The 26,345-nt window shown below is 63.1% G+C and carries 26 protein-coding genes; 17 read left to right on the top strand and 9 right to left on the bottom strand.

Annotated elements, in window-relative coordinates; all coding sequences use genetic code 11:
• The first annotated feature begins 18 nt into the window (after positions 1-18).
• Entirely contained in the window at positions 19-402 is a 384-nt protein-coding gene (locus QCE79_RS28815; protein WP_250466870.1) for a VOC family protein, read from the top strand.
• On the opposite strand, the gene QCE79_RS28820 is transcribed toward QCE79_RS28815, so the two are convergent.
• The gene (locus QCE79_RS28820) at positions 395-904 is read right to left on the bottom strand and encodes a DUF1993 family protein (protein ID WP_250466872.1); all 510 of its coding nucleotides are present in this window, start codon (positions 902-904) and stop codon (positions 395-397) included. The genes QCE79_RS28815 and QCE79_RS28820 overlap by 8 nt on opposite strands.
• A gap of 250 nt (positions 905-1,154) precedes the next feature.
• Positions 1,155-1,484, bottom strand: coding sequence for an oxidoreductase-like domain-containing protein (locus QCE79_RS39400; RefSeq protein ID WP_404989428.1), 330 nt, complete (start codon positions 1,482-1,484; stop codon positions 1,155-1,157).
• 37 nt (positions 1,485-1,521) lie between these two features.
• Here QCE79_RS39400 and QCE79_RS28830 point away from each other — a divergent pair, with 37 nt between their 5' ends.
• The 3 genes from QCE79_RS28830 (at position 1,522) to QCE79_RS28840 (ending at position 7,113) form a co-directional block, all read left to right on the top strand.
• On the top strand, positions 1,522-4,251 hold the full coding sequence (locus tag QCE79_RS28830; protein WP_309849739.1) for a penicillin acylase family protein: 2,730 nt from the start codon (positions 1,522-1,524) through the stop codon (positions 4,249-4,251).
• 110 nt (positions 4,252-4,361) lie between these two features.
• A complete protein-coding gene (locus QCE79_RS28835) occupies positions 4,362-5,831 on the top strand; it encodes a M20 family metallopeptidase (protein ID WP_244828301.1) in 1,470 nt (489 codons plus the stop codon).
• Positions 5,832-6,015: 184 nt separating this feature from the next.
• Entirely contained in the window at positions 6,016-7,113 is a 1,098-nt protein-coding gene (locus tag QCE79_RS28840) for a malate/lactate/ureidoglycolate dehydrogenase (RefSeq protein ID WP_244828300.1), read from the top strand.
• Positions 7,114-7,239: 126 nt separating this feature from the next.
• Here QCE79_RS28840 and QCE79_RS28845 read toward each other — a convergent pair whose 3' ends face one another.
• A complete protein-coding gene (locus QCE79_RS28845) occupies positions 7,240-8,136 on the bottom strand; it encodes an NAD-dependent epimerase/dehydratase family protein (RefSeq protein WP_309849744.1) in 897 nt (298 codons plus the stop codon).
• 150 nt (positions 8,137-8,286) lie between these two features.
• On the opposite strand from QCE79_RS28845, the gene QCE79_RS28850 reads away from it, so the two are divergent.
• Positions 8,287-9,186: a LysR substrate-binding domain-containing protein gene (locus tag QCE79_RS28850; protein WP_309849747.1), complete on the top strand. Its 900-nt coding sequence runs from the start codon at positions 8,287-8,289 to the stop codon at positions 9,184-9,186.
• 32 nt (positions 9,187-9,218) lie between these two features.
• Positions 9,219-9,614 carry a RidA family protein gene (locus QCE79_RS28855; RefSeq protein WP_244828295.1) on the top strand — a complete coding sequence of 132 codons (396 nt, stop codon included), beginning with the start codon at positions 9,219-9,221 and terminating at the stop codon, positions 9,612-9,614.
• 279 nt (positions 9,615-9,893) lie between these two features.
• Here QCE79_RS28855 and QCE79_RS28860 read toward each other — a convergent pair whose 3' ends face one another.
• Positions 9,894-11,591, bottom strand: coding sequence for an acid phosphatase (locus QCE79_RS28860; protein ID WP_309849751.1), 1,698 nt, complete (start codon positions 11,589-11,591; stop codon positions 9,894-9,896).
• Positions 11,592-11,849: 258 nt separating this feature from the next.
• Positions 11,850-12,644, bottom strand: coding sequence for a sulfite exporter TauE/SafE family protein (locus QCE79_RS28865; RefSeq protein ID WP_309849753.1), 795 nt, complete (start codon positions 12,642-12,644; stop codon positions 11,850-11,852).
• Between the two features lie 229 nt (positions 12,645-12,873).
• Here QCE79_RS28865 and QCE79_RS28870 point away from each other — a divergent pair, with 229 nt between their 5' ends.
• Positions 12,874-15,066 (top strand): amylo-alpha-1,6-glucosidase, encoded by a 2,193-nt coding sequence (locus QCE79_RS28870; RefSeq protein ID WP_244829703.1) that lies wholly within the window; start codon positions 12,874-12,876, stop codon positions 15,064-15,066.
• A 125-nt stretch (positions 15,067-15,191) separates the two neighbouring features.
• On the opposite strand, the gene QCE79_RS28875 is transcribed toward QCE79_RS28870, so the two are convergent.
• Complete coding sequence (locus tag QCE79_RS28875; RefSeq protein WP_250493316.1) at positions 15,192-16,373, bottom strand: 4-hydroxybenzoate 3-monooxygenase; 1,182 nt, start codon at positions 16,371-16,373, stop codon at positions 15,192-15,194.
• A 186-nt stretch (positions 16,374-16,559) separates the two neighbouring features.
• Here QCE79_RS28875 and QCE79_RS28880 point away from each other — a divergent pair, with 186 nt between their 5' ends.
• On the top strand, positions 16,560-17,426 hold the full coding sequence (locus QCE79_RS28880) for a glucose 1-dehydrogenase (RefSeq protein WP_250493317.1): 867 nt from the start codon (positions 16,560-16,562) through the stop codon (positions 17,424-17,426).
• A gap of 9 nt (positions 17,427-17,435) precedes the next feature.
• Here the strand turns inward: QCE79_RS28880 and QCE79_RS28885 are convergent, their stop codons facing one another.
• Complete coding sequence (locus tag QCE79_RS28885) at positions 17,436-18,476, bottom strand: aldo/keto reductase (protein ID WP_250466886.1); 1,041 nt, start codon at positions 18,474-18,476, stop codon at positions 17,436-17,438.
• Between the two features lie 233 nt (positions 18,477-18,709).
• On the opposite strand from QCE79_RS28885, the gene QCE79_RS28890 reads away from it, so the two are divergent.
• The 5 genes from QCE79_RS28890 to QCE79_RS28910 all read left to right on the top strand — a co-directional run bounded on the left by QCE79_RS28890 (position 18,710) and on the right by QCE79_RS28910 (position 21,744).
• Entirely contained in the window at positions 18,710-19,705 is a 996-nt protein-coding gene (locus tag QCE79_RS28890) for an AraC family transcriptional regulator (protein WP_250466887.1), read from the top strand.
• 144 nt (positions 19,706-19,849) lie between these two features.
• Complete coding sequence (locus tag QCE79_RS28895) at positions 19,850-20,221, top strand: hypothetical protein (RefSeq protein WP_309849759.1); 372 nt, start codon at positions 19,850-19,852, stop codon at positions 20,219-20,221.
• Between the two features lie 71 nt (positions 20,222-20,292).
• Complete coding sequence (locus QCE79_RS28900) at positions 20,293-20,445, top strand: hypothetical protein (protein ID WP_309849762.1); 153 nt, start codon at positions 20,293-20,295, stop codon at positions 20,443-20,445.
• Between the two features lie 25 nt (positions 20,446-20,470).
• Positions 20,471-20,989 carry an RNA polymerase sigma factor gene (locus tag QCE79_RS28905; RefSeq protein WP_250466889.1) on the top strand — a complete coding sequence of 173 codons (519 nt, stop codon included), beginning with the start codon at positions 20,471-20,473 and terminating at the stop codon, positions 20,987-20,989.
• Positions 20,986-21,744 (top strand): anti-sigma factor, encoded by a 759-nt coding sequence (locus tag QCE79_RS28910; protein WP_244828279.1) that lies wholly within the window; start codon positions 20,986-20,988, stop codon positions 21,742-21,744. The genes QCE79_RS28905 and QCE79_RS28910 overlap by 4 nt, the downstream gene beginning before the upstream one ends.
• A gap of 69 nt (positions 21,745-21,813) precedes the next feature.
• Here QCE79_RS28910 and QCE79_RS28915 read toward each other — a convergent pair whose 3' ends face one another.
• Positions 21,814-22,029, bottom strand: coding sequence for a hypothetical protein (locus QCE79_RS28915; RefSeq protein ID WP_404989445.1), 216 nt, complete (start codon positions 22,027-22,029; stop codon positions 21,814-21,816).
• Between the two features lie 398 nt (positions 22,030-22,427).
• Here QCE79_RS28915 and QCE79_RS28920 point away from each other — a divergent pair, with 398 nt between their 5' ends.
• Positions 22,428-22,952: an Rrf2 family transcriptional regulator gene (locus QCE79_RS28920; protein ID WP_244828276.1), complete on the top strand. Its 525-nt coding sequence runs from the start codon at positions 22,428-22,430 to the stop codon at positions 22,950-22,952.
• Positions 22,953-22,968: 16 nt separating this feature from the next.
• Here the strand turns inward: QCE79_RS28920 and QCE79_RS28925 are convergent, their stop codons facing one another.
• Positions 22,969-23,394: a BspC domain-containing protein gene (locus tag QCE79_RS28925; protein ID WP_309849767.1), complete on the bottom strand. Its 426-nt coding sequence runs from the start codon at positions 23,392-23,394 to the stop codon at positions 22,969-22,971.
• Positions 23,395-23,653: 259 nt separating this feature from the next.
• Between QCE79_RS28925 and QCE79_RS28930 the strand changes: the two genes are divergently transcribed.
• The 3 genes from QCE79_RS28930 to QCE79_RS28940 all read left to right on the top strand — a co-directional run bounded on the left by QCE79_RS28930 (position 23,654) and on the right by QCE79_RS28940 (position 26,323).
• Positions 23,654-24,214, top strand: a complete 561-nt coding sequence (locus tag QCE79_RS28930; protein ID WP_309849770.1) for a putative glycolipid-binding domain-containing protein — start codon at positions 23,654-23,656, stop codon at positions 24,212-24,214.
• Between the two features lie 63 nt (positions 24,215-24,277).
• Positions 24,278-25,342 (top strand): selenide, water dikinase SelD, encoded by a 1,065-nt coding sequence (selD, locus tag QCE79_RS28935; protein ID WP_244828272.1) that lies wholly within the window; start codon positions 24,278-24,280, stop codon positions 25,340-25,342.
• 51 nt (positions 25,343-25,393) lie between these two features.
• On the top strand, positions 25,394-26,323 hold the full coding sequence (locus QCE79_RS28940) for a cation diffusion facilitator family transporter (protein WP_250466898.1): 930 nt from the start codon (positions 25,394-25,396) through the stop codon (positions 26,321-26,323).
• Positions 26,324-26,345 lie beyond the last annotated feature (22 nt).

Below are 26,345 nucleotides of genomic sequence, written 5' to 3' on the forward strand. Positions count from 1 at the left end.
CTACACGCGGAGTCCGGCATGTCTCTCATCGATCATCTCGACCATCTCGTCCTCACCTGCGTCGACGTGGAGGCGACCAAACGCTTTTACGTCGATGTGCTGCAGATGAAGCTCGAAAGCTTCGGCTCGGACCGTCTCGCGTTTCACTTCGGCAATCAGAAAATCAATCTGCACGTGCGCGGTTCCGAATTCGAACCGAAGGCGCATCTGCCGGTGCCGGGCGCGCTCGATCTGTGCTTCATCGCCGCCGTGCCGCTCGACCGGGTGATCGAACGGCTCGCGCAGATGAACGTGCCGATCATCGAAGGTCCGGTCGAACGAACCGGCGCGACGCAAAAATTGCGCTCGGTCTATGTGCGCGATCCGGACTACAACCTGATCGAGATTTCCGAACTCATTTGAGCGGACCGAGATAGTCCAGCTTGCCGATAGGCGCGCCAAGGTGACGCAGGATGTCGTGCGTCGTCACGACATGGAAGTAGAAATTCGGCAGGCCGAAGCCGAACAGATAATCGACGCCCGAAAACGATGGTTCGAAGTTGGGAAACTTCATCGTGACGGTGCGCGTTTCGCTGTCGGCCAGTGTCTCTTGCTGAATGCTCTTCAGAAACACGATGGTCTTCGCGATGCGCTCTTGCAAAGCGGCAAAGCTGTCTTCGTTGTCTTCGAAACGCGGAGCTTCCGCGCCTGAAAGACGCGCGGCGGAAAGCTTGGCCGTATCGCTTGCACGCTGAATCTGCGCGGCGAGCGGCAGCATGTCGGGGGCGAGACGCGCGTTGATTACATCGGCGTGGGTGAGGCCTTTTTCATCGGCGAAGGCGGCGCCTTTTTCCAGCAGGCTGGCGCAGACTTCGAGTCCGCGAATGAACACGGGAATCGACGCGCGATACATCGAGAGTGACATGGGAGAGCGCTCCTTTTTTGGTTTGTGATGCGGGTGGGGCTAGCGTAGGCGTTTTCGAGTTGCCTCAATCATGGCCGCCGCGCCGAGTATGTCGGCGGGGCATAAGCATAGCGCTGTGAGGTGCGGGCTGCTGAAGTGAATCGGCGAGCCGGCTTGGTCCGTCGTGTTGCGGACATGGAAGCTCGAACGGCTGGCTGCGACGCTTTCCATGAACGGCGATTCGGCGTGCCACGCCGCGAGAACCGCATTCTCACCCAGACGCCTCACCATGTCTCGCGTTCCACTCCCGAAGTCGTTCTTCGTAACGCTCCAGCGCTTCTTCATAAAGATCGAACACGCAAGGATGGCAGCCGCTTTGGCAGCAGTCTTCCGGCAATGGACGTTCGGGGGGCGCAGGGCGCGGGTCGTCGGTACGGGGCATCTCTCGCTGGGGGAATTTCATCGGGTCATTGTGCATTGCATGTTGCATGTTGCATGCAACATGCCGCATGCAAGATGCTTCGTCACCCAGGAGCGCACGGTCGTCTAAATTTTGGCGGCGGCCTGCGAACGCCGAATGCGATACTTTCGCGCGAGGCATTCTAAAAACCGCGTCGATCGGACACAGGATTCTCCCGATGAACCAGACCGTCAGGCATGCGATTTCTGGTGCGCTTCTAAGCGTGTTGCTGGCCGCCTGCAGCGCGCCTCAGTCCGATGCGGGGCGAGCGCAAACCGCGCAATCGACGCAAGCCGGAAACACAGCGTATAGCGCGGAGATCCGCCGCACGGAGTCGGGCATCCCGCACGTACGCGCGGCGGATTGGGGCAGTCTCGGCTTCGGTTTCGGCTACGCGCAAGCCGAAGACAACCTGTGCACGCTCGCCGCTGCCTTCGTCACCTATCGCGGCGAGCGCTCGGCCTCGTTCGGCGCGGAGGCGCGTCCGCCAGCGATGTCGACGTTCGGTCAGCCGCGCAACCTCGATGCCGATTTCTTCTTCCGCATGGTTATCGATCAGGCTACCGTCGAACGCTATCGCGCGGCGCAAGCCGTCGACCTGCGCGATCTGATCGATGGCTTCGCCTCCGGTTACAACCGCTATCTCGCAGATTTAAACGCGGGCAATTTTCCGAAGTTGCATGCTGCATGCAAAGGCAAGCCGTGGGTCGACAAAATCACATCGGACGATATTTACCGTCGGCTGATCGCGGCGAATCTCGCGGGCGGATCGACGCGCTTCGTGCAGGCGATTGCGGCGGCGCAACCCCCGAAAGCGGGAGCGACGCCGCGCGGGGAGACAACGCCGGACGCGGCGCCGGCGACGAGCAGTACATCGGCTGGTTCGCTGGATGAAAGCGGCGGGCGAATCGCGCTTACGCCATCTCCGGTGAACAAGGGCGCTCTGCTTGCTGCCGCCAGTTCGCGAATATTGCCGCGCTATCTCAGCGGCGAAGATCCAGGCATGAGCAATGACGCAGCATTCGGCACTCCGCTTCATGCCACAAAATCGCACGATTTTTCAGGCTATTCCGCCGGTGACAATCCCGGCCTCGGCAATCAAGCACCCGCATTCGGCACTCCGTTCCACGCCGACAACCCGCTCGATGCCCTGCGCTATCCGATCGGCGAAAACCCCGGCATCGGCAGCAACGCACTCGCATTCGGCGCGCCGGTAACGCGCGACCAACGCAGCATCCTCTTCGGCAATCCGCACTGGTTCTGGCGCGGCCCGGACCGCTTCTATCAGGCGCAACTGACCATCCCCGGACGCGTGAATGTGGCCGGCGTGTCGTTTCTCGGCGTGCCGCTCATCGTGCTCGGCTTCAACGAGAACATCGCGTGGACGCATACCGTATCGAGCGCGCGCCGCTTCGGCATCTTCCAGTTGACGCTCGATCCCGCCGATTCCACGCATTACATGTTCGATGGTCGAAGCCAGCCGATGACGCCCGTGCCGCTCACCGTCCGCGCGCTTCGCGCCGATGGCACGATCGAATCCGTCACGCGCACGCTGTATCGAACGCGCTTCGGTCCGGTGATGGACCTGTCCGCGCTTTCGCCGGCACTTGGATGGAACACGCAGCGGGCCTATGCGCTCGCCGATGTCAACGCCGACAACGCGCGCGCCTTCCAGAACTTCTTTGCTTGGAACCAGGCGCGCTCGCTCGAGGATTTCATGGCGATCCAGAAGCGCTATGCGGCGATGCCGTGGGCCAACACACTCGCGATCGGCCGCAACGACGCGCGCGTCTGGTTCGCCGACATCGGCGCGATCCCCGACGTGCCCGACGCGCTCGCCGATGCATGCACGCCGCCCGCCGGCCGCGCGCTCGCGAGCCGTATGCCGGGCCTGCCGTTCCTCGACGGTTCGAAGAGCGCCTGCGCGTGGCGCGCGGATGGATCGAGCGTGCAGCAGGGCGCGCTGCCGGTCGCGCAAATGGCGAGCGTCGTGCGCGGCGATTACGTCGGCAACTTTAACGACAGCTACTGGCTCACCAACGCGAACGCGCCGCTCACGGGCCTTGCGCGCGTGGCCGGAGCGACGCGTTACGAGCAGTCGCTGCGCACGCGTTACGGCCATCTGCTCGCGGCGCGGCTGCAGCGCGAGCCGGGCGGCATCACGCGAGACGCGCTGGAAACCGCGGTGCTGGCTACCGGCTCGATGTCGGAGAGACTGTATCGTCAACCGCTGCTCGATGCCGTGTGCAACGGCAACGACGCGCAATACGCTTTGCATGATGCATGCGAAGTGCTGCGCAGCTGGAACGGTTCATCGGATATCGATGCACGCGGCGCGAACCTCTGGGACGAGTTCTGGCAACGCGTGACGCGCCTCGCGCCCGAGCGCCTCTACGCGACGCCCTTCAGCCCCGACAAGCCGCTCGATACGCCGAGCGGCTTCAACATCGACAATCCCGCCGTCGTGCAGGATCTGCGACAGGCGCTCGGCGGCGCGGCGCTCGCGCTCCGGCTGAACGGTTTCGCGCTCGATTCGCGGCGGGGCGACATTTTGTATACCACGCGCGCGGGCGAACGCGTGCCGCTCTACGGCGGTTGCGACGAAGCGGGCTACTTTACGGTGATATGCGCGCGGCGTCCGCTGGACGCGAAGGGGTATCCGATGGACGCGAACGGTCAGGGCGACAGCTACGTACAAGTCGTCTCGTTCGCGGCCGATGGCCCGGGCGGCGTGGAGGCCGACACGCTGCTGTCGCATTCCGAGTCCGACGATCCCGCTTCGCCGCACTCCGCCGATGCCACGCGTCTTTTCTCGGCAAAACAGTGGGCGCGCTTTCCGTTCACCGATCAGGCGATCGAAGCCGATCCAGCCGTTTCGCGCACCGTAATCACGGGAACGCGCTATTGATCATACATATTGAAAAAAATTGCATGATTGCCGCACGATCAAAGGCATGGGCGTAAAAGGGCCGCGAAACCCGTCTATGATGAAGGTTTTGCCCGCCTGGACACACGCTCATGACTAACGGCGACAATACGCAACACGAAGAAGCGGTACGGCTCGATTCGACGGAACTGCAGCGTTTCGTCGACCAGAAATGGAACGATGAGATCGTGCCCGCGCTGACCGACTACATCGCGGTGCCCGCGAAAAGCCCGATGTTCGACGCGGACTGGGCGCGGAACGGTTTCATCGAACGGGTAGTGACGGACGCGGTGGACTGGGTGAAGGCGCAGCGCGTCACGGGCCTGAAAGTCGAGATCGTGCGTCTGCCTGAACGCACGCCCGTGATCTTCTTCGAAGCGCCCGCAACGCGTTCGGGCAGCACCGAAACCGTCGTGCTGTATGGCCACTTGGACAAGCAGCCTGAGTTCGAAGGCTGGCGCAATGATCTCGGCCCGTGGACGCCGAAGTTCGAGGACGGCCGGCTCTACGGCCGGGGCGGTGCGGACGACGGCTACGCGACCTACGCCAGCATCACGGCGCTCGCCGCGCTCGACGCCCAAGGCGTGGAGCGGCCGCGCTGCGTCGGCATCATCGAGACGTGCGAGGAATCTGGCAGCTACGACTTGCTGCCGTATATCGACGCGCTCCGCGAACGCCTGGGCGATGTCGGCCTCGTGATCTGCCTGGACTCCGGCGCGGGCAACTACGACCAGTTGTGGCTCACGACTTCGCTGCGCGGCCTGGTCTCGGGCGACCTCGAAATCCAGGTGCTCGAAGAAGGCCTGCATTCGGGCGGCTACGGCGGCATCGCGCCATCGACCTTTCGCATCATGCGGCAATTGTTCGAGCGGCTCGAAGACGCGGCCACCGGCAACCTGCTCCCGAAGGACTTTCATTGCTCGATTCCCGCGCAACGTCTGCGTGAGGCTGAAGCGACCGCCCGCATTCTTGGCGACGATGTCTGGAAGAAACTGCCGTGGAGTTGTGGCCAGGACGGCGGCAGTGTGTTGCCGACCACTACCGACCCGCAAGAAGCGCTCATCAATTCGACGTGGCGTCCGTCGCTGACGGTCACGGGAGCGGCCGGCCTGCCGTCACTCGCCGACGCCGGCAACGTGCTCGCACCGCGCACCGCGTTCAAGCTGTCGCTGCGTCTGCCGCCGCTTGTCGAAGCCGCCGAAGCGGTCGGTCAGTTGAAGTCGCTGCTGGAACTCGATCCGCCTTACAACGCCAAGGTCACGTTCAAGGCTGAAGCCGGCGCGGCAACTGGCTGGAGCGCGCCCGAGCTTGCGCCCTGGCTGGGGACGTCGTTGAACGATGCATCGCGTCGCTACTTTGGCGCGGATGTCGCATACATGGGGCAGGGCGGCACCATTCCGCTCATGAACACGTTGAAGGAAGGCTTTCCGCGCTCGCAGTTCATGGTGTGCGGCGTGCTCGGCCCGAAGTCCAACGCGCACGGGCCGAACGAATTCCTGCACGTGCCCTACGCAAGGAAACTGACGGCGGCGGTGGCGGAAGTGATCGCTGCTGCGCCCTGATTCAACGCGTCTTCCGGAATCAGAAATCGCCCGCTTCGCGCGGGCTTTTTTTCGGGCCTTTTCAGCGAATTCTTCAAAACGAACTGGTAAGGCCAGTTGATCATGGGTAAAGTAATAGGCCCTCGCCCGTCGTGCGGCATTGCGGCCGGGCCATGCACTTCACATACAGGAGACAGACATCGCGATGAACGATACCCAAAAATCCCCCGAACTGCGCATCGCCGCCGATACCCTTCACGCCTATGTGCGCGCCATCTGGGAAAGCGCCGGCAGCGCGCCGCGCGAGGCCGAACTGGTGGCGGACCATCTCGTGATGTCGAATCTCTCGGGGCATGATTCGCATGGCGTCGGCATGATTCCGCGCTATACGTCCTCGCTCGCGGATGGCCAACTCAAGCTCAACACGCATGCTGAAATCGTTCGCGATGCGGGCGCCGTCATCACCGTCGATGGTCGCAAGGGCTTCGGTCAAGTGGTTGCCTACGAGGCGATGGAATTCGGCATCGAGCGCGCGAAGAAGTTCGGCGTGTGCGCGGTCGGCTTGCGCAACGCGCATCACATCGGCCGGATCGGACACTGGGCGGAGCAATGCGCGAAGGCGGGGCTCGTGTCGTTTCACTTCGTGAACGTAGCGGGCGATCCGCTGGTGGCGCCGTTCGGCGGTATAGACCGGCGCTTCGGCACGAACCCTTTTTGCGCGGCGTATCCGCGTAAGGGCAAGAAGCCGCTGGTGCTGGATTTCGCGACGGCAGGCATTGCTTACGGCAAGACGCGCGTGGCCTACAACAAGGGCGTGCAGGTCGCGCCGGGCATGTTGCTCGACCACGCAGGCGTGCCGACGCTCGAACCGAAAGTGATGCATGAAGAGCCGTTCGGCTCGCTAACCGCATTCGGTCTGCACAAGGGCTCGGGGCTTGCCGCGCTCTGCGAGATTTTTGGCGGCGCGCTGTCGGGCGGATATACCACGCATGAGAGCACGCTGGAGAAGTCGAGCGCGATCATCAATTGCATGACTTCAGTGATTCTCGACCCGAACGCCTTCGATGCCCCGGCCGCAGAGGCCGAAGCGGAAGCGTTCCTCGAATGGATGAAGGCTTCGCCGAAAGCCGCTGGCACCGATGCGATTCACGCGCCTGGCGAACCGGAGGAAGCGCGCCGCGCCGAGCGCAATTCGAACGGCGTGCCGGTCGACCCGACTACGTGGCGGCAGATTCGCGAATCGGCTGTGAAGTCGGGGATGGCGGAGACGGAAATCGAGAAGTTCGCGGGCGCGTTGAAGTAACGTGAAACCGACGGGCAAATTGGTCAAGCCAGTTTGCCCTTCGCGCTTTGTTTTGCTCGATGGCAGATTGCCTCTGGCCTCAGTCGCGGAATAACGGCGCGACTTTCAGAGCCGAAGCGACACCGTTCACCGCACCATTTCTTTCTCGATCCAGTCAATGACCGAGGTCCGCTTCGGCTCCCAGCCCAGCAGGAAGCGCACGCGCTTGCCTCTGACGCGGCTGTTCGAGCCAAGCCCGTAGTTGGCCATCTCATAACCCCATTCCTTGACGGCATCTTCGAGCGGCCAGTCTTCGGGGCCGCGCAATTGCATCGCGCGCGCCATGGCGGTGGTCATGTCGCGATACTGCGCCTCGCCGCTTTCGATGAAATAGAACGTGCCGGCCGGCGTCTTGTCGAGCGCGCGTCGATAAGCATCGACGACATCGTCGATATGCACGTTCGACCAGATGTTCAGCCCGCGTCCGACATGACGCACGATGCCGCTCTTCTGCGCCTGACGTTCGAGTCGCGGCAGTTGCACGCTTGCGGTGTTCGGAATGGCGCCGTGACCGTAGATCAGCGTGTTGCACAGCACGGCAGAGCGCACGCCATGCTTGGCGGCGCCCAGCACGAGCTTGTCGATGGCCACGCGCGGCGCCTTGTCGGCGGTCGGTTCCGGCAGATTCTCTTCGGTGTAGATGTTGTCCGATGCTTCGCCGCCCGACGCATCGCCGACAATGCTCGATCCGCTCGTATGCAGGAACGGTTTGTCGGAGCCTTCGAGCGCGGCGATCAGGGTTTCGACCGCGTCGCGATGATCGCTGCTGGCCGCGTTGATGACCGCATCGGCAGAACGGGCTTCGGCGGTGAGAAGCGCGGCGTCGTCGAGACTGCCGACGACGGGCTCGATACCCGCCTGCTTCAAGGCGTCGCTCTGCTCGGCTCGGCGGATCAGGCCGCGCACCGTGTGACCGTCGCGCGCGAGTCCCGCCGCGATCGAACCGCCGATAAAGCCGCCTGCGCCTGTGATGAAAATCTTCATGTTTTGCTCCTGTGGTCCCATGCAATGCGATTTGCGGGAATTCGTTTGAACCGATGCAGAGAGTATGTCCCGTTTCGACTTTCGCAAAAACGATGCTAGTCTCAAATCAAACTTGACTTGAAATCAACAATCGATCCGCATCGCGCCCGCATGAAGACCAATACCAACGAACTGCAGGTTTTCGTGACCGTCATAGACAGTGGTTCGATGACCGCCGCCGCCGAAACGCTTCAGCAAACCGTATCCGGCGTGAGCCGCACGCTGACGCGCCTGGAAAAGAAGCTCGACACGACCCTCGTGCGCCGCACGACGCGCCGTCTTCAACTCACCGAGGAAGGCGAGCTGTTTCTGACGCGCGCTCGCGCCATCCTCGCCGCGATGGATGACGCCGAGGAAGCGATCTCGCGCCGGCACGAGCGTCCGGCCGGGCGGCTGCGTGTGGATGCGGCGTCGCCGTTCGTGCTTCACTGCATCGTGCCGAATGTGAAGGCGTTCGCCGCGCTTTATCCGGACATCACGCTGGAACTGACGAGCAACGAGCGCATCGTCGATCTGATGGAGCAGCGCGTCGATATCGCGATTCGCATCGGCGTCCTGCAGGATTCGACCTTGCCCGCGCGCTCGCTCGGCAGCAGCCGGCTGCGTGTTCTGGCGAGTCCGGATTATCTTGCCGAACACGGCGAGCCGCGTGATGTCGATGAACTCATGCGCGCGCGGCTGATCGGCTTCACCGCACCCGAAAGCCTCAATGACTGGCCGTTGCGCGCATCGGGCAATATTCCGGGCGCGCCGTTCGTGACGATCCGGCCTGCGGTGTCGGCGTCCAGCGGCGAGACTATCCGGCAATTGGCGCTCGATGGCGGCGGCATCGCGTGCCTCGCCGAATTCATGACCGCCGCCGATATCCGCGCGGGCCGTCTGCGTCCGATACTTGACGACGCGCTCGAAGACGTGCGTCAACCGATCAGCGCGGTGTTCTATCAGACCGAGTCGATGGCCGCGCGCTCGCGTGCGTTCCTCGACTTTCTGGCGACGAGGCTCACGCTTTGAAATCAAGCTTTGATAATCACTCGACCATGACCATGCCTACGATCAAGACCATCAACGCACCCGAACTTCCGGTTCCCGCCGGCCACTACAGCCACGCAACGCGCGTGGGCAATCTCGTCTGCGTTTCGGGCCAGTTGCCAATGCGCCCCGACGGCACGCATACCGGGGACAGGCCGTTCGAGGAGCAGGCAGAGCAGACGCTTGCCAATCTGCGGACCGTGCTGGAAGCGGCGGGCGCGCGCATCGAGGATTGCATCGAGGTGACGGTGTATCTCGTTGGCGTCGATCACTGGAAGACGTTCAACGAAATTTACACGCGCTTCTTCGGCGACTGGAAGCCAGCGCGCGCCGTCGTGCCGGTTGGCGCGTTGCATTATGGATATTTGGTCGAGATATCGGCGCGGGCGTGGGTGGAAGACGGACGATGATTTCGGGCTTGGGATCATCGCGGATTTACGGGTGTTGACTTTCGCGCGTGATCTTTGAAATGCGAGTCGGCCGTCGCCGCGCGAGTTACGCCATTTTGTTGAATCAAGAGCGGCTCCGGGCGCATCGGCTTGCGTCGCGCAACGCAGTTCCCGGCGGCTCGCTGCCTCGCGCGCTTTACGCCGAGTCCGATATTTTGTCGGATACCGGAGGGCTTCGATCGGACGCGTAATCCCTCGCGTGATGCGAAGTTCCGTCCGGCCGTCGGCACGCGAGTGTTGTCAGGCCAAATCCAGCGCTCCCGTCAAGTCGCCGAGCGGCTTCTCCCCGTTCGCCGCAAACGCCCGATCCCGCGACGCCACGCCATCGAGCGGTTCGAGATCGTGCACGCGCGAGATGAAGCGAAGAATCGAGTTGGTGTCGTAGACCGTGTGATCGACATATCCCTTTTTCGCGTACGGCGAAATCACCAGTGCCGGAATGCGCGAACCCGGCCCCCAGCGATCGCCCTTGGGCGGCGAGACGTGATCCCACCACCCGCCGTTTTCATCGACCGTGACAACGATCACCGTGTTCGCCCATTGCGGTCCGCGCTGAATATGCTCGATGACATTGGCGATATGCCGGTCGCCCGAAGCGACATCCGCATAGCCCGCGTGCATGTTGAGATTGCCCTGCGGCTTGTAGAACGTGACGGAAGGCAGGCGTCCGGCATCGATGTCCGCGAGCAGCTTGTTCGTGGATGGATCGTCGCCGAGACCCGCATCGCGCAAATGCCGGGCGCGTGCAGCCGTGCCCGGCGCGAAATTGCGAAAGTAGTTGAACGGCTGATGGTGGTACTGGAAGTCCGGCACAGAACCCGTGTCCCGATGATCGAGGGCGTACTGCCACGCGCCGCTGTACCACGCCCAGTTGACGCCCTTGGCCGAAAGCCGGTCGCCGATGGTCGCGTAAGTCTGCGGCGGCAGCACGAGCGGATTCGAAAGATCGGCGGTGAAGCTATCGCCGCCGGGCGCGGGACGCACGTTGCTCGGCTGGTACGGCGGGAACATCGTGTTGACCGCGTAGCCGTCCGCGGTGAGGGCGCCATCGCGAACGAATTTGGGCGGCCCTTCGAGCGCGGATTTCGGCGAATCCGGCGCCAGTTTCAGGCGCGGCGTGGTCGGATCGTCGCCATCCACGACGGCGAGCAATCGCGCCGCCGGAGTGTTGTGCACATCGGGATAAAAGGGCGCTTGCGCCGAGATCAGGAAGATATGGTTCAGCCACGAGCCGCCAAATGCCGACATGAAGAAGTTGTCGCATAGCGTGTATTGCTGCGCGAGGCCCCAGAGCCTGAGCGTATCGGGCGAATTCTGGTAATGGCCCATGACGAGGCCACCCGAGTCGCCCCACGCGGCGAACTGGTTATTGCGGCCTGCGTTGATCTGCATCTGGTTCTGATAGAAACGATGCACGAGGTCGCGTGTAATGACCGAATTGGGAAGCGGCGCGCCGTTCGCGTCCATGATCCGGAAAGGCGAGTTCTTGAGGCCGGAAATCTGCTGCTCGGTGATGGCGTAGCGCGTGCCATCCACTTCCTGCGCCTGCGGCACGAGCCCGCCCCAGATTTTCGGCAGTGTGGGCATGGGCGTGACGCCATCGCGGTCGAGCTGCGTGAAGCGCGACGCCGACACCGCCGACAGCGGATACTGCACGCCCGGAAAATTCCCGTACAGATTCGTGAAACTGCGGTTTTCCGCATAGATCACGACGATCTGCCGCACGTTCGCCGTGAGCGTGCGGTCGAGCGCGACATCAGCCGCTGTTTTTGGTGTGGCAGGCTTCTGTTCGAAAAGATTGCAGCCGCCCAGCGATAAACCGGCGAGTCCGACGCCGGCCGCGAGCAAGCGGCGCCGCGCCGGATCAACAGGCGCGTCGTTCGCCGATGCTTCAGGAAGGGAAGACAACTCGTGATGCGGATGGTCGTTCTCGTTCATCGCCTGACTCCTCGTGGTCTTGTCGCACGCACCGCGCGCCGTGCATCGACGCCTTTTCACGCCGCACGCATCAAGGGCGCGCACGCTTTTCCGCTCTCCGCTGAAGAATGCGGTGACGCGGGCCCAACTGAGAGCGCATGATGCCGTATCGGCGCGCTTGGCGAAACCCGGCCAAACGGCATAAGGCGGATTGCGAACGGCTGCGTATTCGCCTATGTCATTTGGCCGACTGGAAACCGCCGGGCCGCGTGACTAACATCAACTGAACACGAGTTTGGCTCCGACCAGAATCAGCGTCGCGGCAAGCAGGTAACGCAGCACGGTTTCGGGCGCTTTCGAGGAAAGCATGCTGCCAATGGCAATGCCGGGAATCGAGCCGACCAGGAGCGAGAGCAGAAGCGCCCAGTCCACCGAGCCGAGCATCCAGTGCCCGGCGCCGGCAATGAGCGTAAGCGGCACCGCATGCGCCACATCGGAACCGACGATGCGTACCGTCGCGAGACGCGGATAAAGCAGCAGCAAAACCGTCACGCCGATCGCGCCCGCGCCGACCGACGTGATCGAAACGAGCACGCCGAGGATGGCGCCCGTCAGCACGGTCAGAGCGGTTGTGCGGGCAGGGCGTTCGGCTCGTCCCTGGCCTTTGCGGTAGGCCAGTCGCGCGAGCTGCGGCCGAAACACGAGCGACACGGCCGTGATGAGCAGCGCGACGCCGAGAATCAACTGGATCAGGCGGCCCGTGTCGGGTGACGTCACACCGTGCCGGTGCAGGAAATACAGCGTGATGGCGGCGGCCGGCACGCTGCCTGCGGCGAGCCGGCCAGTGATGCGCCAGTCCACCGAGCCCTTGAGGCCGTGTACGAGCGTGCCGGCGGTCTTGGTCGCGGCGGCGTACAGCAGGTCGGTGCCGACTGCCGTTGCCGGATGAATCCCGAAGAGCAGCACGAGCAGCGGCGTCATCAGTGAACCGCCGCCCACGCCCGTGAGGCCGACCAGAAAGCCGACGCCGAGGCCCGAAGCAGAATAAAGTAAGTCGATATGCGGAAATGCCATGGATGCGGAGAACCCGTCAGGCCCGGTCCGGTCGAAAAACCGTCGATGATATCCGGTGAGCGGCCCGATTGCTGCGCATGAGCGGCGGGCACCCTGCAAAAACATCGGTCTGGTCGAGCTGGCCAGCCGTCGTGATTACACATTACTTTCAGTTCAGGAAGGCGCAATGGACACAAAGGATCAGACGCAGGACCAGACGCAACAGCAGCAGCAACAGGCGCAAGCGACTATGCCCGGCGCGGACGATGCCTTCATTCCGACCGAGAACGTCAACATTCCGAGCGAGCGCCAGTTCGTCCTGAAATCGGGCAACACGTTCGCCGTCTACGACGCCAACGGCGATATCCGCGGCGGCGACGACGGCCTGTTCGTCAACGATACCCGTGTGCTCTCGCAATTGGTGCTCACGTTCGGTGGACGCGCGCCGTCGCTGCTTTCAGGCAGTGTATCGAGCGACAACGCTGTCTTCACCGCGCACTTGACCAACCGGCCGCTGCCGCCCATCGGCGGAGCCCAGACACCGGAAGGCGTTATCCACGTCGAGCGCAAACGTGTGCTTTCCGGGCACGTATTGCACGAAAGCATCGTGCTGACGAACTACGGCACCGAGCCATCCACGGTGCCGATCTCCATTTCGTTCGCCGCGGACTTTCTCGATATGTTCGAGGTGCGTGGCTCGAAGCGCCAGAAGCGCGGCACTTTGCGGCCGCCCATTGTCGAGAATGGCGAGGTGGTGTTGCGCTATATCGGCCTGGACGAAGTGGAACGCACCGCGCGCATCCAGTTCACGCCCGCGCCGGACGTGCTCTCGCCAACGCGCGCCGATTACGCGCTGCGTATCGAATCGGAGACGGCGATTTCGGTCTATCTCTCCGTCACGGCCGTGACACACGCGCTCAGCGACGCCAGCGAAGAGAGCAAGCGCAACGCCGCCGAAGCCGCCGAGTGTGCGCCCGAATCGGGCCGTCCGGCTATCCGCGAAGCGCTCGTCGAGGCGCATCGGCGTATGCGAGACCGGCGTCGCGCCAGTGCGCGCGTGCGTTCGAGCAATCCGCTCTTCAGCGAATGGATCGACCGGTCGCTGGCCGACCTCGGGCTTCTCACCACCGATCTCGAAACCGGCCCGTATCCGTATGCGGGCATCCCGTGGTTCTCGACCGCGTTCGGGCGTGACGCGATCATCACGTCGTTGCAGATGCTGTGGCTGCATCCCACGCTCGCGCGCGGCGTGCTGCGCTTTCTCGCGGCTCATCAGGCGCGGGAGGACTCGGCGTTCCGCGACGCGGAAATCGGCAAGATCATGCACGAGACGCGCAAGAGCGAGATGGCCGCGACCGGCGAGGTGCCATTCGCGCTTTATTACGGTGGCGTCGACAGCACGCCGCTTTTCATCGTGCTCGCGGGCGCATATGCGGAACGCACCGGCGATCAGGCGCTGATCGACGAAATCTGGCCCGCGTTGCAACTCGCGGCGGACTGGGTCGCGCGTCATTGCGACAAGAATCCGCACGGCTTGCTCGACTATCAGCGCGCGTCCGAGCATGGACTCGCCAACCAGGGCTGGAAAGATAGTCAGGACTCCGTGTTCCATGCGGACGGTAAATTTCCCATCGGACCGATTGCGCTGGTGGAAGTGCAGGCATACGCATCGACGGCATTCTCGACGATGGCGCGGCTTGGTCGCGAACGCGGCGAACACGAACGTGCGGACGAGTTCGAGCGGCGCGCGCGCCATATCCGCGAGCGCGTGGAAGCAATGTACTGGATGCCGGAGATGGACTTCTACGGCATAGCGCTCGACGGGCGTGGCGACTTGTGCAGGGTGTTGTCATCGAATGCGGGGCATCTGCTCGCGTTCGATCTGGTCGAGCGCGAGCGCGGCGAGAAGGTCGCGCGTCAGCTCGAATCCACCTTGTTCCACACCGGCTGGGGCGTGCGTACGCTCGCCGCCGGGCAGCCGCGTTTCAATCCGATGTCGTACCACAACGGCTCGGTCTGGCCGCACGATACGGCGTTATGCGCGCGTGGCCTTGCGCGTTACGGCGAGCGTGGCGCGGCGGTCGGTCTGCTGCAGGCTTTGTTCGAGGCGGCCGTCACGTTCGACATGCGTTTGCCCGAGCTGTTTTGCGGCTTCACGCGTCAGCGCGGCGAACGGCCGATCGCTTATCCGGTGGCGTGTCTGCCGCAGGCGTGGGCTGCGGGCGCGCCGTTCATGGTCCTCGAAGCGTGTCTCGGCGTGACGATGGACGCGGTCAACGACGAGATACGCATCGACCGGCCGCAGTTGCCGGAGGGCATCGACTGGCTGGAGATCGGCGATCTGCGTCTCGGCGACAAGAACGTGACGATCACGTTCCGGCGCGTGGGCGGCCAAGTGGTGCCATCGGTGGAAGGGGATGCGCGGGTCGTCGCGGTGCTTTGAGTGAAGAAACGCGCAACGCGTGGGAAGCGTTGCGCGCGTGAGCCGAGTTGCCGCGTGCTTGCAAGGTTTCGGGAAATGACCTCGCAAGCCGCGCCGTCCATCCGCTCGAACTTAACGCGCGGAAATCAAACCGCCACGCTGCCCACGTAGTTCTCGGCCAGCGCCGTCGCCGCCGCATGCGAAGTCGTCACATGCTCCAGTTCCGCGACCTGCAGGCGTTGCTCGAAGGGCGACGTATCGTCGAGCTTGTGCAGCATGCGCGTCATCCACCACGAGAAATGCTCCGCGCGCCACACGCGCTTGAGCGCGGTCTCGGTATATTGCGCGAGCTTGTCGCTTTTGCCTTCCTTATAGAAATCGACGAGGGCGGCATTGAGCACCCGCACGTCCGACACCGCGAGATTCAAGCCCTTCGCGCCCGTCGGCGGCACGATATGCGCCGCGTCGCCGGCGAGGAAGAGCTTGCCTGACTGCATCGGCGTGGATACGAAGCTGCGCATGCCGACAATGTTCTTCTGAAAAATCTTCCCTTCCGTGATCTGCCAGCCATCGTGGGTATCGACGCGTGCGTGCAGTTCGGCCCAGATGCGGTCGTCGGACCAGGCATCGACGGACTCTTTCGGATCGCACTGGAAATACATGCGCTGCACGCCGGGCGAGCGCGTGCTGATGAGCGCGAAGCCGCGGTCGTGGCGCGCGTAGATGAGTTCGTCGGACGAGGGCGGCGCTTCGACCAGAATGCCGAACCAGCCGAACGGATACACCCGCTGATAGTCCTGCCGCACCGCTTCCGGAATGCACGGGCGCGAGACGCCCTGCGAGCCATCGCAGCCGACGATGAAATCGCACTCCAGCGTTTCGGCGCGCCCTTCATGCGTGTACTCGATGCGCGGCTTGCCGTCGCTGTTCTCCGCGAAATCGTGCAAGCTCACGTTCGACACGTTGAACTTGAGCGCACCGTTCGCCGCAAGGCGCGCCGCGACCAGATCCTTGATGACTTCATGCTGCGCGTAGACCGTGATCGAATGGCCCGTCAGTTCTGTCAAGGCGATACGGCGCCGCTGTCCCTCGAACGCCAGTTCGAAACCGTGATGCAATGCGCCTTCGGCCTGCATGCGCGCGCCGACTCCCGCCTGATTGAGCAAATCCATCGTGCCTTGTTCGAGGACGCCCGCACGAATGGTCGATTCGATGTCCTGCTGACCGCGCGCTTCGAGTACGACCGACTCGATGCCGCGCAAATGCAGAAGATGGGAAAGCAGAAGCCCGGCCGGGCCCGCACCGACGATGCCGACTTGAGTACGCATGATGTCTCCTTGATGCGTCGAAATGTTGTGCGTACAGTCTCGTTGCAGCGTCGGTATGTCGCAACGCGATACGGAACATAGCGCCTATCCCATTTCGAGATAAAGGCCTGAAAATGCCGCGATCACGGGTCCATCCCTTGCTGACTCAGGGTAAATCCCGAGCACGCAATCGAATGGAGAGAACAGATGAGCGCGAAGAATTACCCCAAGCCGCCGTTTCCTGAACAGCAGCAGGAACGTCGTCCCGGATTAACCAAGCCGCTCGATCCGCAGCCCGACCACGGCGAGGAGAGTTACAAAGGTAGCGGCAAACTTGCCGGCAAGACTGCGCTCATCACAGGCGGCGATAGCGGCATCGGGCGGGCGGTGGCGATTGCATTCGCGCGCGAAGGCGCAGACGTGGCGATCTCTTATCTCGACGAACACGACGACGCCAAGGAGACGGCCCGCTGGGTGGAAGAAGCGGGACAAAAGGCGCTGCTATTGCCCGGCGACATCACCGACCGCGCGCATTGCCGAGAACTCGTCGCGAAGACGGTGGAGACGTTCGGCCATCTCGAAGTGCTGGTAAACAACGCCGCTTACCAGATGACCTACGACGGCCTTGAAGACATCAGCGACGACGAGTGGGACAAGACCTACTCGACCAACATCGGCGCGATGTTTCGCATCACCAAGGCGGCGCTACCGCATCTGAAGGAGGGCGCGGCGATCATCAACACGACGTCGGTGAATGCGGACGCGCCGAATCCCGGTTTGATTGCGTATGCGAGTACGAAGGGGGCGATCCAGAACTTCACGGGCGGCCTCGCGCAATTGCTGGCCGAGCGCGGTATTCGCGCAAATTGCGTGGCGCCGGGACCGATTTGGACGCCATTGATTCCTTCGACGATGCCCGTCGAGAAGGTCAAGAATTTCGGCTCGCAAGTGCCCTTGAAACGCGCCGGCCAGCCTGCCGAACTGGCCGCCGCTTACGTGCTGCTCGCCTCGGACGAGGCGAGCTACATTTCGGGCGCCACCGTCGCGGTGACGGGCGGCAAGCCGATCATTTGAAGCCGCGCGTCACTCGCTCAACTGCTTGCGACGATACTCGCCCTGCCGCGTCAGCATCCAGCCGGGATATTCGGCGGGAAGCTGGCTCACTTCGTCGAGCGCGGCGAGCTCGTCGGCGTTGAGCGTTACCTTGGTCGCCGCGATGTTGTCATCGAGTTGCTCGATACGTTTCGCCCCGACGATCACGCTCGTCACCACCTTCTGGTGCAACAACCATGCAAGCGCGATCTGCGCCACCGAAACGCCCTTGGCTTCGGCGACACGACGCATTACGTCGATACAGTCATACGCGCGGTCCACGTTCACGGGCGGAAAATCGAACTTCGTGCGGCGGCCGCCTTCTTCCTTGCCGCCTTCGCGCGTGTATTTGCCCGACAAGAGGCCGCCCGCGAGCGGACTCCACACCATCAAGCCGACGTTCTCGCTTTGAAGCAACGGGACGAGTTCGCGCTCCAGGTCGCGCCCGGCGATCGTGTAATACGCCTGCAACGACTCGAAACGCGCCAGGCCCAGACGCTCCGAAATGCCAAGCGCCTTGGCAATCTGCCACGCGGCCCAGTTCGACACGCCGATGTAGCGCACATGGCCGTGCTGCACCAGATTGTCGAGCGCGCGCAGTGTTTCCTCGATTGGCGTGGCGGGATCGAACCCGTGAATCTGATACAGATCGACGTGATCGAGTTGCAGCCGCTTGAGACTGGCCTTCACGCCATCGATGATATGAAAGCGCGACGCGCCGCGCGAATTCACGCTCTTGGTTCCCGCCTCGCCCAGAATCTTGGTCGCGACGACCACGTTCTCGCGCGGCACCTTGAGATTCTTCAACGCCTGGCCCGTGATGATTTCGGACTGGCCGTCGGCATAGACATCGGCGGTATCGATGAAATTGATGCCCGCGTCGAGCGAGCGGCCGACGAGCTTGTCGGCGTCCGCCTGCTGAAGCTGACCGATGTTGTCCCAGATGCCGCCGCCGCCTCCGCCGAAGGTCATGGTGCCGAGGCACAGTTCGGAGACGAATAGGCCGGTATTGCCGAATTTCCTGTAGCGCATGGAAGGCTCCAGAGTAACGATGCGGTGATCGGAAGGCGCGAAGTGTCGATGTTTCGACCGGTCGACGCGTCGCGCCGGCAATGCAGTATCTTCCCGCGCCTCTTGCGTGTCATAGCCTGATCCTGTCGAATCCTTGCCAATTCCTGCAAAGCGGGCGCGCGACCCTAAGCACAACCGCGCCCGCGCGAGTAAGCTAACGAGACTCCTTCGAACGCTAAATTCCTCGGAAAATCATGGCGCTGAACGACACACCCGGCCTCGCCGACAAAGATCCGCACGAGCATCCCAGAGAGATGCGCAATAACAGTCAGACGCTCGATCCCGCGCTGGATCAGGCGCGTCTCGAACTCGTCTCGCTACTCGACCGCTTGACGGCGGGCTGCGAGGGTTCCATCGAAACCTGCGTGCCAGGCGTCTTCGTGCACCGCATCATGAATCCGGGCGGGCCGAAACCGGGTATTCAAACGCCCGCGCTCGCGCTGATCGCGCAAGGCACGAAGCGCATCATGGTTGGCGACGACGTCTACGTCTACGACCCCATGCATTACCTCGTTTCGTCGGTGGATCTGCCGGTGATCGGGCAAGTGACAGTGGCAAGCGAAACGGAGCCCTATCTCGGCATGCGGCTCGATCTCGATGTCGAAGAGATCACGTCGCTGATTCAAGACCAGCATCTGCCGCCCGTCACACAGTCGGACGCCACGCGCGGCGTGTATGTGAATCGACTCGGCAATTCCATGCTCGACGCGGTGCTGCGCCTCTTGCGCCTCATCGACACGCCGGACGACGTGCCGATTCTCGCGCCGCTGGTGAAGCGCGAGATTCTGTATCGGCTGCTGATGAACGGTTCCGGCGCGCGGCTGCGCCAGATCGCCTTGCAGGACAGTCAGACGCAGCGCATCGCGAAGGCCATTCTTCTGCTGCGTCAGAACTTCGATCAACCTTTGCGCGTCGAAGATATCGCGCGGGACGTGCATATGAGCGTGTCTTCGCTGCATCATCATTTCAAGGCCGTGACGGCGATGAGTCCGCTGCAGTATCAGAAGCAGTTGCGCCTGCAGGAAGCGCGGCGTCTGATGCTGCTCGATATCGCCGATGCCGCGACGGCCGCGCATCGCGTCGGTTACGAAAGCGCGTCGCAGTTCAGCCGCGAGTACAGCCGCCTTTTCGGCGCGCCGCCGCTGCGCGACACGCGGCGCTGGCGCGATGCCGCCGCAACCGGCGCCTGAACGAAGCCAAGCGCGCCGCACGGTCGAACAAAGCTTGCCGCATGGCGATGCGACGGCGCTGCCGCATCGGTTTATTTCATCGTCCGCGGAATAGCGCAGCGCTGCCGAACGTTCTACGGATACTTCTCCAATAAGGAAGATGAAATGAAGAAGCGCATCCTCACGATCGTCACGGCCGCGGTTGCGGCGGCGTGTCTGGCATCGCCCGCGTTCGCCGCGGCGCCGAAAGAATCGAACGGCGTGTTCGTCGATGACAACGGCATGACGCTCTACACCTTCGACAAAGACACCAAGGGCGGCGCGAGCGCCTGCTCCGGCGGCTGCGCGCAGGCGTGGCCAGCCGCGATGGCGGGCGCCTCGGATCAGCCGAGCGGCAAGTGGACCACCGAAACCGCCGACGGCGGCAAGCAATGGGCGTACGACGGCAAGCGCGTATACCGCTTTGCCAAGGACACCAAGCCTGGCGATAAAAACGGCGACAACTTCAAGGATGTCTGGCACGTCGTAAAGCCGTAAGCTTTTCTGCGAGCGGGCTCGCGGGAATAAACCGGCGAGCCTGCGAGTCTTCTTTCTGACGGGACACGAACATGAAACGACTGTCCGGAGCAGCGTTGCTCCTGGCTGCGCTCGTCTGCGCGCTGACGTCGAGCGGCTGCGCGAGCGGCACGGCGGGTGCTTCGGGTACGGCGGGTAATGCGGGAGCCGGCGCCGCCGATCCGGTCATGAAGGGCAGCTACTGATGCCGAATCGTCCGGTTCTACGGCCGTGAGTTTCGAGAGCGATCTCCTCGCGCATCTTCCGCAATTGCGCCGCTATGCGCGCGCGTTGACGGGCGACCGCGCCTGGGCCGACGATCTCGTGCAGGACGCGACCGAGCGTGCGTTGAATCGCATGCGGTCGTTTCGCGCGGGGACCAATCTGCGCGCGTGGCTGTTCACGATCATGCGCAACCTGTATATCGACCAGTTGCGCGGACGGCGCGACATTGCCGTCGACGATGAAACCGCGCCGTGGCGGCAGATGGCCGCGCCGCGTGGCGAAGTGGACGGACTCGTGCTGCGCGACGTGCAACGCGCGCTTTACTGCCTGCCGGTCGAACAGCGCGAAGTCATGTTGCTCGTGTGTGTCGAGGAAATGAGTTATCAGGAGGCCTCCGTGGTCTTGAACGTGCCAGCCGGAACCGTGATGTCGCGCCTCTCGCGGGCGCGCGAACACATGCGCGTTCTGCTTGGCGAGGAACCGGGGCGCCGTGCGTCGTCGCTGAAAGTGGTGAGCCGGACATGACCCACGACGAACGACCGCCGGATCGCGACCTTCAGGCGCTCTCTGCCTGGCTCGACGACGAGCTTCACGGCGATGAGCGCAAGGCCGTCGAAGCGCGCCTGGCCGATGACCCCGCGCTGCAGGCGACGGCGACCGACTATCGCGCGCAGGACAATGCGTTGCGCGCGCTCTTCGCGGCGGAGCAGGCCGAGCCGCAGATCGTCGTCATGCGTGCGCGAAAGCGCGAGCGCTTTCTACTGGCCGCGTGCTTTCTCGTGGTGGGCGTCGCATGTGGATTCATGATGCACATGCTGCTGCCTGCGTTCGGCGAGCCGCGTGCGCGCTTCGCGGAACGCGCGGACATTGCCTATGCGGTGTATGCGCCGGAGCAACGTCACGCGGTGGAAGTGGCGGCGTCGCAGCAGGACCATCTCGTCAATTGGCTGTCGAAGCGGTTGAATCGAACGTTGACGATTCCATCGCTCGTCGAGTATGGCTTTCAGCTCGTGGGGGGCAGGCTCTTGCCCGGTGAAGACGGGCCGGCCGCGCAGTTCATGTATCAGAACGCAGCGGGCGAACGTCTCACGCTTTACATGGCGACGGTACGACGCAACGACGCTCAGATCCGGATGCTGCGCGACGGCCCGCGCAGGACGTATTACTGGGCGGCGGACAGCGTGGGTTATGCGCTCTCGGGGCAGATCGGGGAGGCCAAGCTGCAAGCGATTGCATACGACACCTGCAAGGAACTGGGCGGCAACCCCAAGGACTGGTGAGGCTCAGGCTCACCAGGCAAAAAAAGCCGCAGCGCTTCGAGTCGCTGCGGCTTTTTCTTCTAAAGCCGATCAATAACGATGCGGCTCTTCGTGGTGCGGACGATGGTGACGTTCCCACTCGTTACGCGCCCAGTAGCGATGACCGTCCCAGTAGCGCTCGCCATGCCAGCCGACCTTCACCACATGATGCGGACGATGATCGTCCGCCGATGCAACGTTCATCATGCCCATGCCAAGCGACGCTGCAAGGGACGCGATCAAGAGGCTCTTCTTAGTCTTGTTCAACATGATTTGCTCCTTCGGTATTCGTGGTCTTCCGTTGGCTCGCTTCGTAACTACGAGCGCGGTGGTAGTAGTTATGGATTTTTGTCATGCCGGTGTTCTAGCGGTAGTAATCGTGATGATGGTGGTAACCGCCACCGTCCGGCAGGATGATGCAGCCCGAGAGTGAGCCCGCGAGCGCCACGCCCAGTGCTACAAGTATCGCCAGCTTCTTCATGGATTTCTCCTTGGTGAGTCCATGAGAGCAATTTAGCGGTTCGTAAAATGACAAGCCGTGTTCGTTTGTAAGCAAAGGTGAAGCTTGAAATATTTGGAAGCACGCTTATTAATTTGAGATTGCCGCTGTCGGCCCGCGAGCGTGGCACTATCCTGAACTACGATCACGCTTATCGGAGTAACACATGGCGCATATCAGCACGGGCGTGGAGTACGCGCTGCACTGCATGCTCTATCTCGCGGAGCCGCCGCACGGTGTGAGCGGCGCCAGCGTGCGCGATCTGGCGGAACTGCAAGGCGTGCCGGCGGAGTTCGTGGCGAAGCTGTTCACGAAGCTGCACAAGGCGGGGCTCGTCACCGCGACCGAAGGCGCGCGCGGTGGTTTCTCGCTGGCGCGGCCATCGCGAGAGATCAGCGTACTGGATGTCGTGCATGCCATCGATGGCGACAAGCCGCTCTTCGAATGTCGCGAGATTCGCGCGCGTTGCGCGGTGTTTGGCGAAGAAGCGCCGCCGTGGTCGACGAGCGGCGTGTGCGCCGTTCACGCCGTCATGAAGAACGCGGAGAAGCGCATGCGCGAAGCGCTGGCCGCGGACAAGCTGTCCGATCTCGCAGGCCGGGTGAATGCAAAGGCGCCGCGCAGTTTCGGGCCGCAGGTCGTCAAATGGCTGGGCGGAAAGAACGTGGGCAAACGCGCCGCGCGAGGCTAGTCTGCACCGTCGCCAATCAACGCACGATGGTCGGCTTTATGTTCGGCGTAAGCGATACGCCCACGACGTGCCCGTCGCGCACGCCGCATCGGCTGTCCACGCGCGTCCATTTCGTCTTGCCGCGCGCCTTGGCGAACGCGCGCATCACGATGACCTGATCGACTGGAATCGGATTGCCCACGCTAAACACGGGCGTTTCGCTGTCGATTCTGGCTGACAACACGCGGCGGTCGGGCACGATGAGCGCGTCGTACTTCGGCGCGTCCGCAACCCAGCGATCGAAGGCCGCGACGCATTGCGCGACGCTCTCCGGCACATGCAGCCGCGACAGATACGAATAGTCTTCCGTCACGTTATCGGGTGCCTCTTGGGCCTGCGCGATCTGAACCATCGACGCGGACAAGAGCAATGCAAACAAGGCGGGAACGAAGGCAGGTTTCATGCGATGAGTCATGAGCGGCGAGAGCGAAGAGGCGGACAAAGACGAGCCTGCGCGACGAACGGCAATACGCTGGCGCCTGTCACGTGGGCACGGGCGACATCGCCAACGTCGGAACGGATCGGGAGCGTCTATTAGAGATTTCGCGAAGTATACAGTGTGATGTTTCGGCGCGTCGAGCGTGCCGCGCGTGTCGAAGGTGGATCGATGGCGTTTAAGCTGCGTTGTATGCTGCGCTTTCGAACTCACAACGAGGCGCGCGATGAAAACAGTGAGATGGTCGCAAGCGGACGGCACAGGACTGGAACATCTCGTATTGGACGATGAAGCGTCGCCGATCGTGATCGAGAGCGTGGTCGCTGGCGAAAGCGAGGCGGGCGCGTTCGGCCTCGTTTATCGCATAGAGTGCGATGCGCGCTGGCAGGTCACGCGGCTTGCCGCGAAGCTCCCGGGCGGTGCGACGCTCGTTCTGCATCGGTCAGATGGAGACGACGGAGACGAACACGCATGGACCAACGCCGACGGCTCCGCACGCGATGAACTCCGCGGTTGTATCGACGTCGACCTGAGCGCGACGCCTTTCACGAACACGCTGCCCATTCGCCGGTTGAAGCTGCAACGCGGTGAGCGGCGCGTGATTCGCGTCGCTTATGTGAACGTGCCGGCGTTGACTGTCAGCGCGGTCGAGCAGGCTTATACGTGCCTGGAGGAAGGGCGCCGCTATCGCTACGAAGGGCTCGATACGGGCTTTACGGCCGAGATCGATGTCGATGAGAACGGGCTCGTCACAGCGTATCCGGGGCTATTCAAACGTACTGCCTGAGCGCGCGTTTGTTCCCGAGCGGCGATAATGCCGCATCGATCGCACTTACCGGATGAAACCAAGATGACCGCCCATTTCAGCGCATCACCCCGCCTGACCAGCCTCTCGCACGGCGGCGGCTGCGGCTGCAAAATCGCGCCCGGCGTGCTCGCCGACCTGCTCAAGCGCAGCACGCCACTGCCCGCGTTCCCCAATCTCCTCGTCGGCAACGACACCGCCGACGATGCCGCCGTCTACAAGCTCAACGACGAACAGGCTATCGTTGCGACGACCGACTTCTTCATGCCGATCGTCGACGATCCGTTCGACTTCGGCCGCATCGCCGCGACCAATGCGCTCTCGGATGTCTACGCCATGGGCGGCAAGCCAATTCTTGCGCTCGCGCTCGTCGGCATGCCGATCAACGTATTGCCGCATGACGTGATCGCGCAAGTGCTCAAGGGCGGCGAGTCGGTGTGCGCCGAGGCGGGCATTCCCGTCGCGGGCGGACATTCAATCGATTCGGTCGAGCCTATCTACGGGCTCGCCGCGCTCGGTATCGTGCATCCGTCGCGCGTGAAGCGCAACGCGGCAGCGCGCGCGGGCGACGTGCTCGTGCTCGGCAAGCCGCTCGGCGTCGGCATTCTGTCGGCCGCATTGAAGAAAGATCAACTCGATGCCACGGGCTACGCCGCGATGATCGCCGCGACGACCAAGCTCAATCGCCCCGGCGCGGAACTCGCTCTGCTCGATGGCGTGCATGCACTCACCGACGTGACGGGCTTCGGCCTGCTCGGCCACGCGCTCGAACTCGCACGCGGCGCGCAACTTACCGCACGTATCGACTATGCAACGCTGCCGTGGTTGCCACAGGTGCGCGAGTTCGTGCGCGCGGGCATTTACACCGGCGCGTCGGGACGCAACTGGAACGCGTATGGCGCCGATGTATCGCTTGCCGCATCCCTCGACGCGCCTCAGGACGAGGCTCGCAACTTGCTTACCGATCCGCAGACTTCGGGCGGTCTGCTCGTTTCGTGCGCGCCTGAAGCCGTGAACGACGTGCTCGCGATCTTCCGCGCGGATGGCTTCTCCGACGCCGCCGTGATCGGCGAGATGGTGGACGGCGCGGGCCGTATCGAAGTGGCCTGAGACGCATCCGCGTAACCCAGCTCTTAGCATCCACCGGGACATCACTCGCACATGAAGGAAGAATCTCCGAAAGCGATTCTCTATGCGCTCGCCGCCAACTTCGGCATCGCCGTATGCAAGTTCGGCGCGGCTGCTTTCACTGGCTCAGGCTCCATGTTCGCCGAAGCCATCCACTCCACGGCCGATTGCGGCAATCAGCTGCTGCTGCTCCTCGGACTCAAGCGCGCGCAGGCGCCCGCCAACGCGCTGCATCCGCTCGGCTCGGGGCGCGAGATTTACTTCTATGCGCTGATCGTGGCGCTGTTGCTCTTCTTCGTCGGCGGCGCGTTTTCGGTGTACGAAGGCACGCATCGTTTGATGCATCATGAGCCGCTAACGAACCCGATCGTCGCGCTTGTCATTCTCGGCATCTCGGTCGTGCTCGAAGCGTTTTCACTGGCGGGCGCGGTGCGCGAGATTCGCAAGACGGCGGGCAACAAGACCATGTGGCGCTGGTTCCGCGAGACGCGCGAGTCGGAGTTGCTGGTTGTCGCAGGCGAGGATGTGGCCGCGCTCGCGGGTCTCGCCATCGCGTTCGCTGCCGTGCTCATGACGATGATCACCGGCAACCCCGCATGGGACGCGGCGGGCTCAGTCGGCGTGGGCGTGTTGCTGATGCTGATTGCGTTTCTCGTTGCGCGCGAAGTGAAGTCGATGATCGTCGGTGAATCGGCCAGTCCCGAAGTGCGCAAAGCCATCGACGCGCATTTGCGCGCGCGGCCCGAGATCACGCGCATCATCAGCTTGATCACGCTTCAGTGGGGCAAGGATGTCGTTGTCGCCGTGCAAGCCGAGATGATCGACTATGCCAGCGGCCGCGCGATGATCGATGCAATCAACATCGTCGAGGAAGATTTGCAGCAAGCCTTTCCGCAGGTGCGCTGGGTGTTCTTCGAACCGGACGTGCCGCGCGAAGCCAGCAAGCCCGCCGCCGCGGCTTGAAACATGTCGTCCGTCGTCCGGC

It is taken from the genome of Caballeronia sp. LZ003, assembly GCF_031451465.1.
Taxonomy (GTDB): domain Bacteria; phylum Pseudomonadota; class Gammaproteobacteria; order Burkholderiales; family Burkholderiaceae; genus Caballeronia.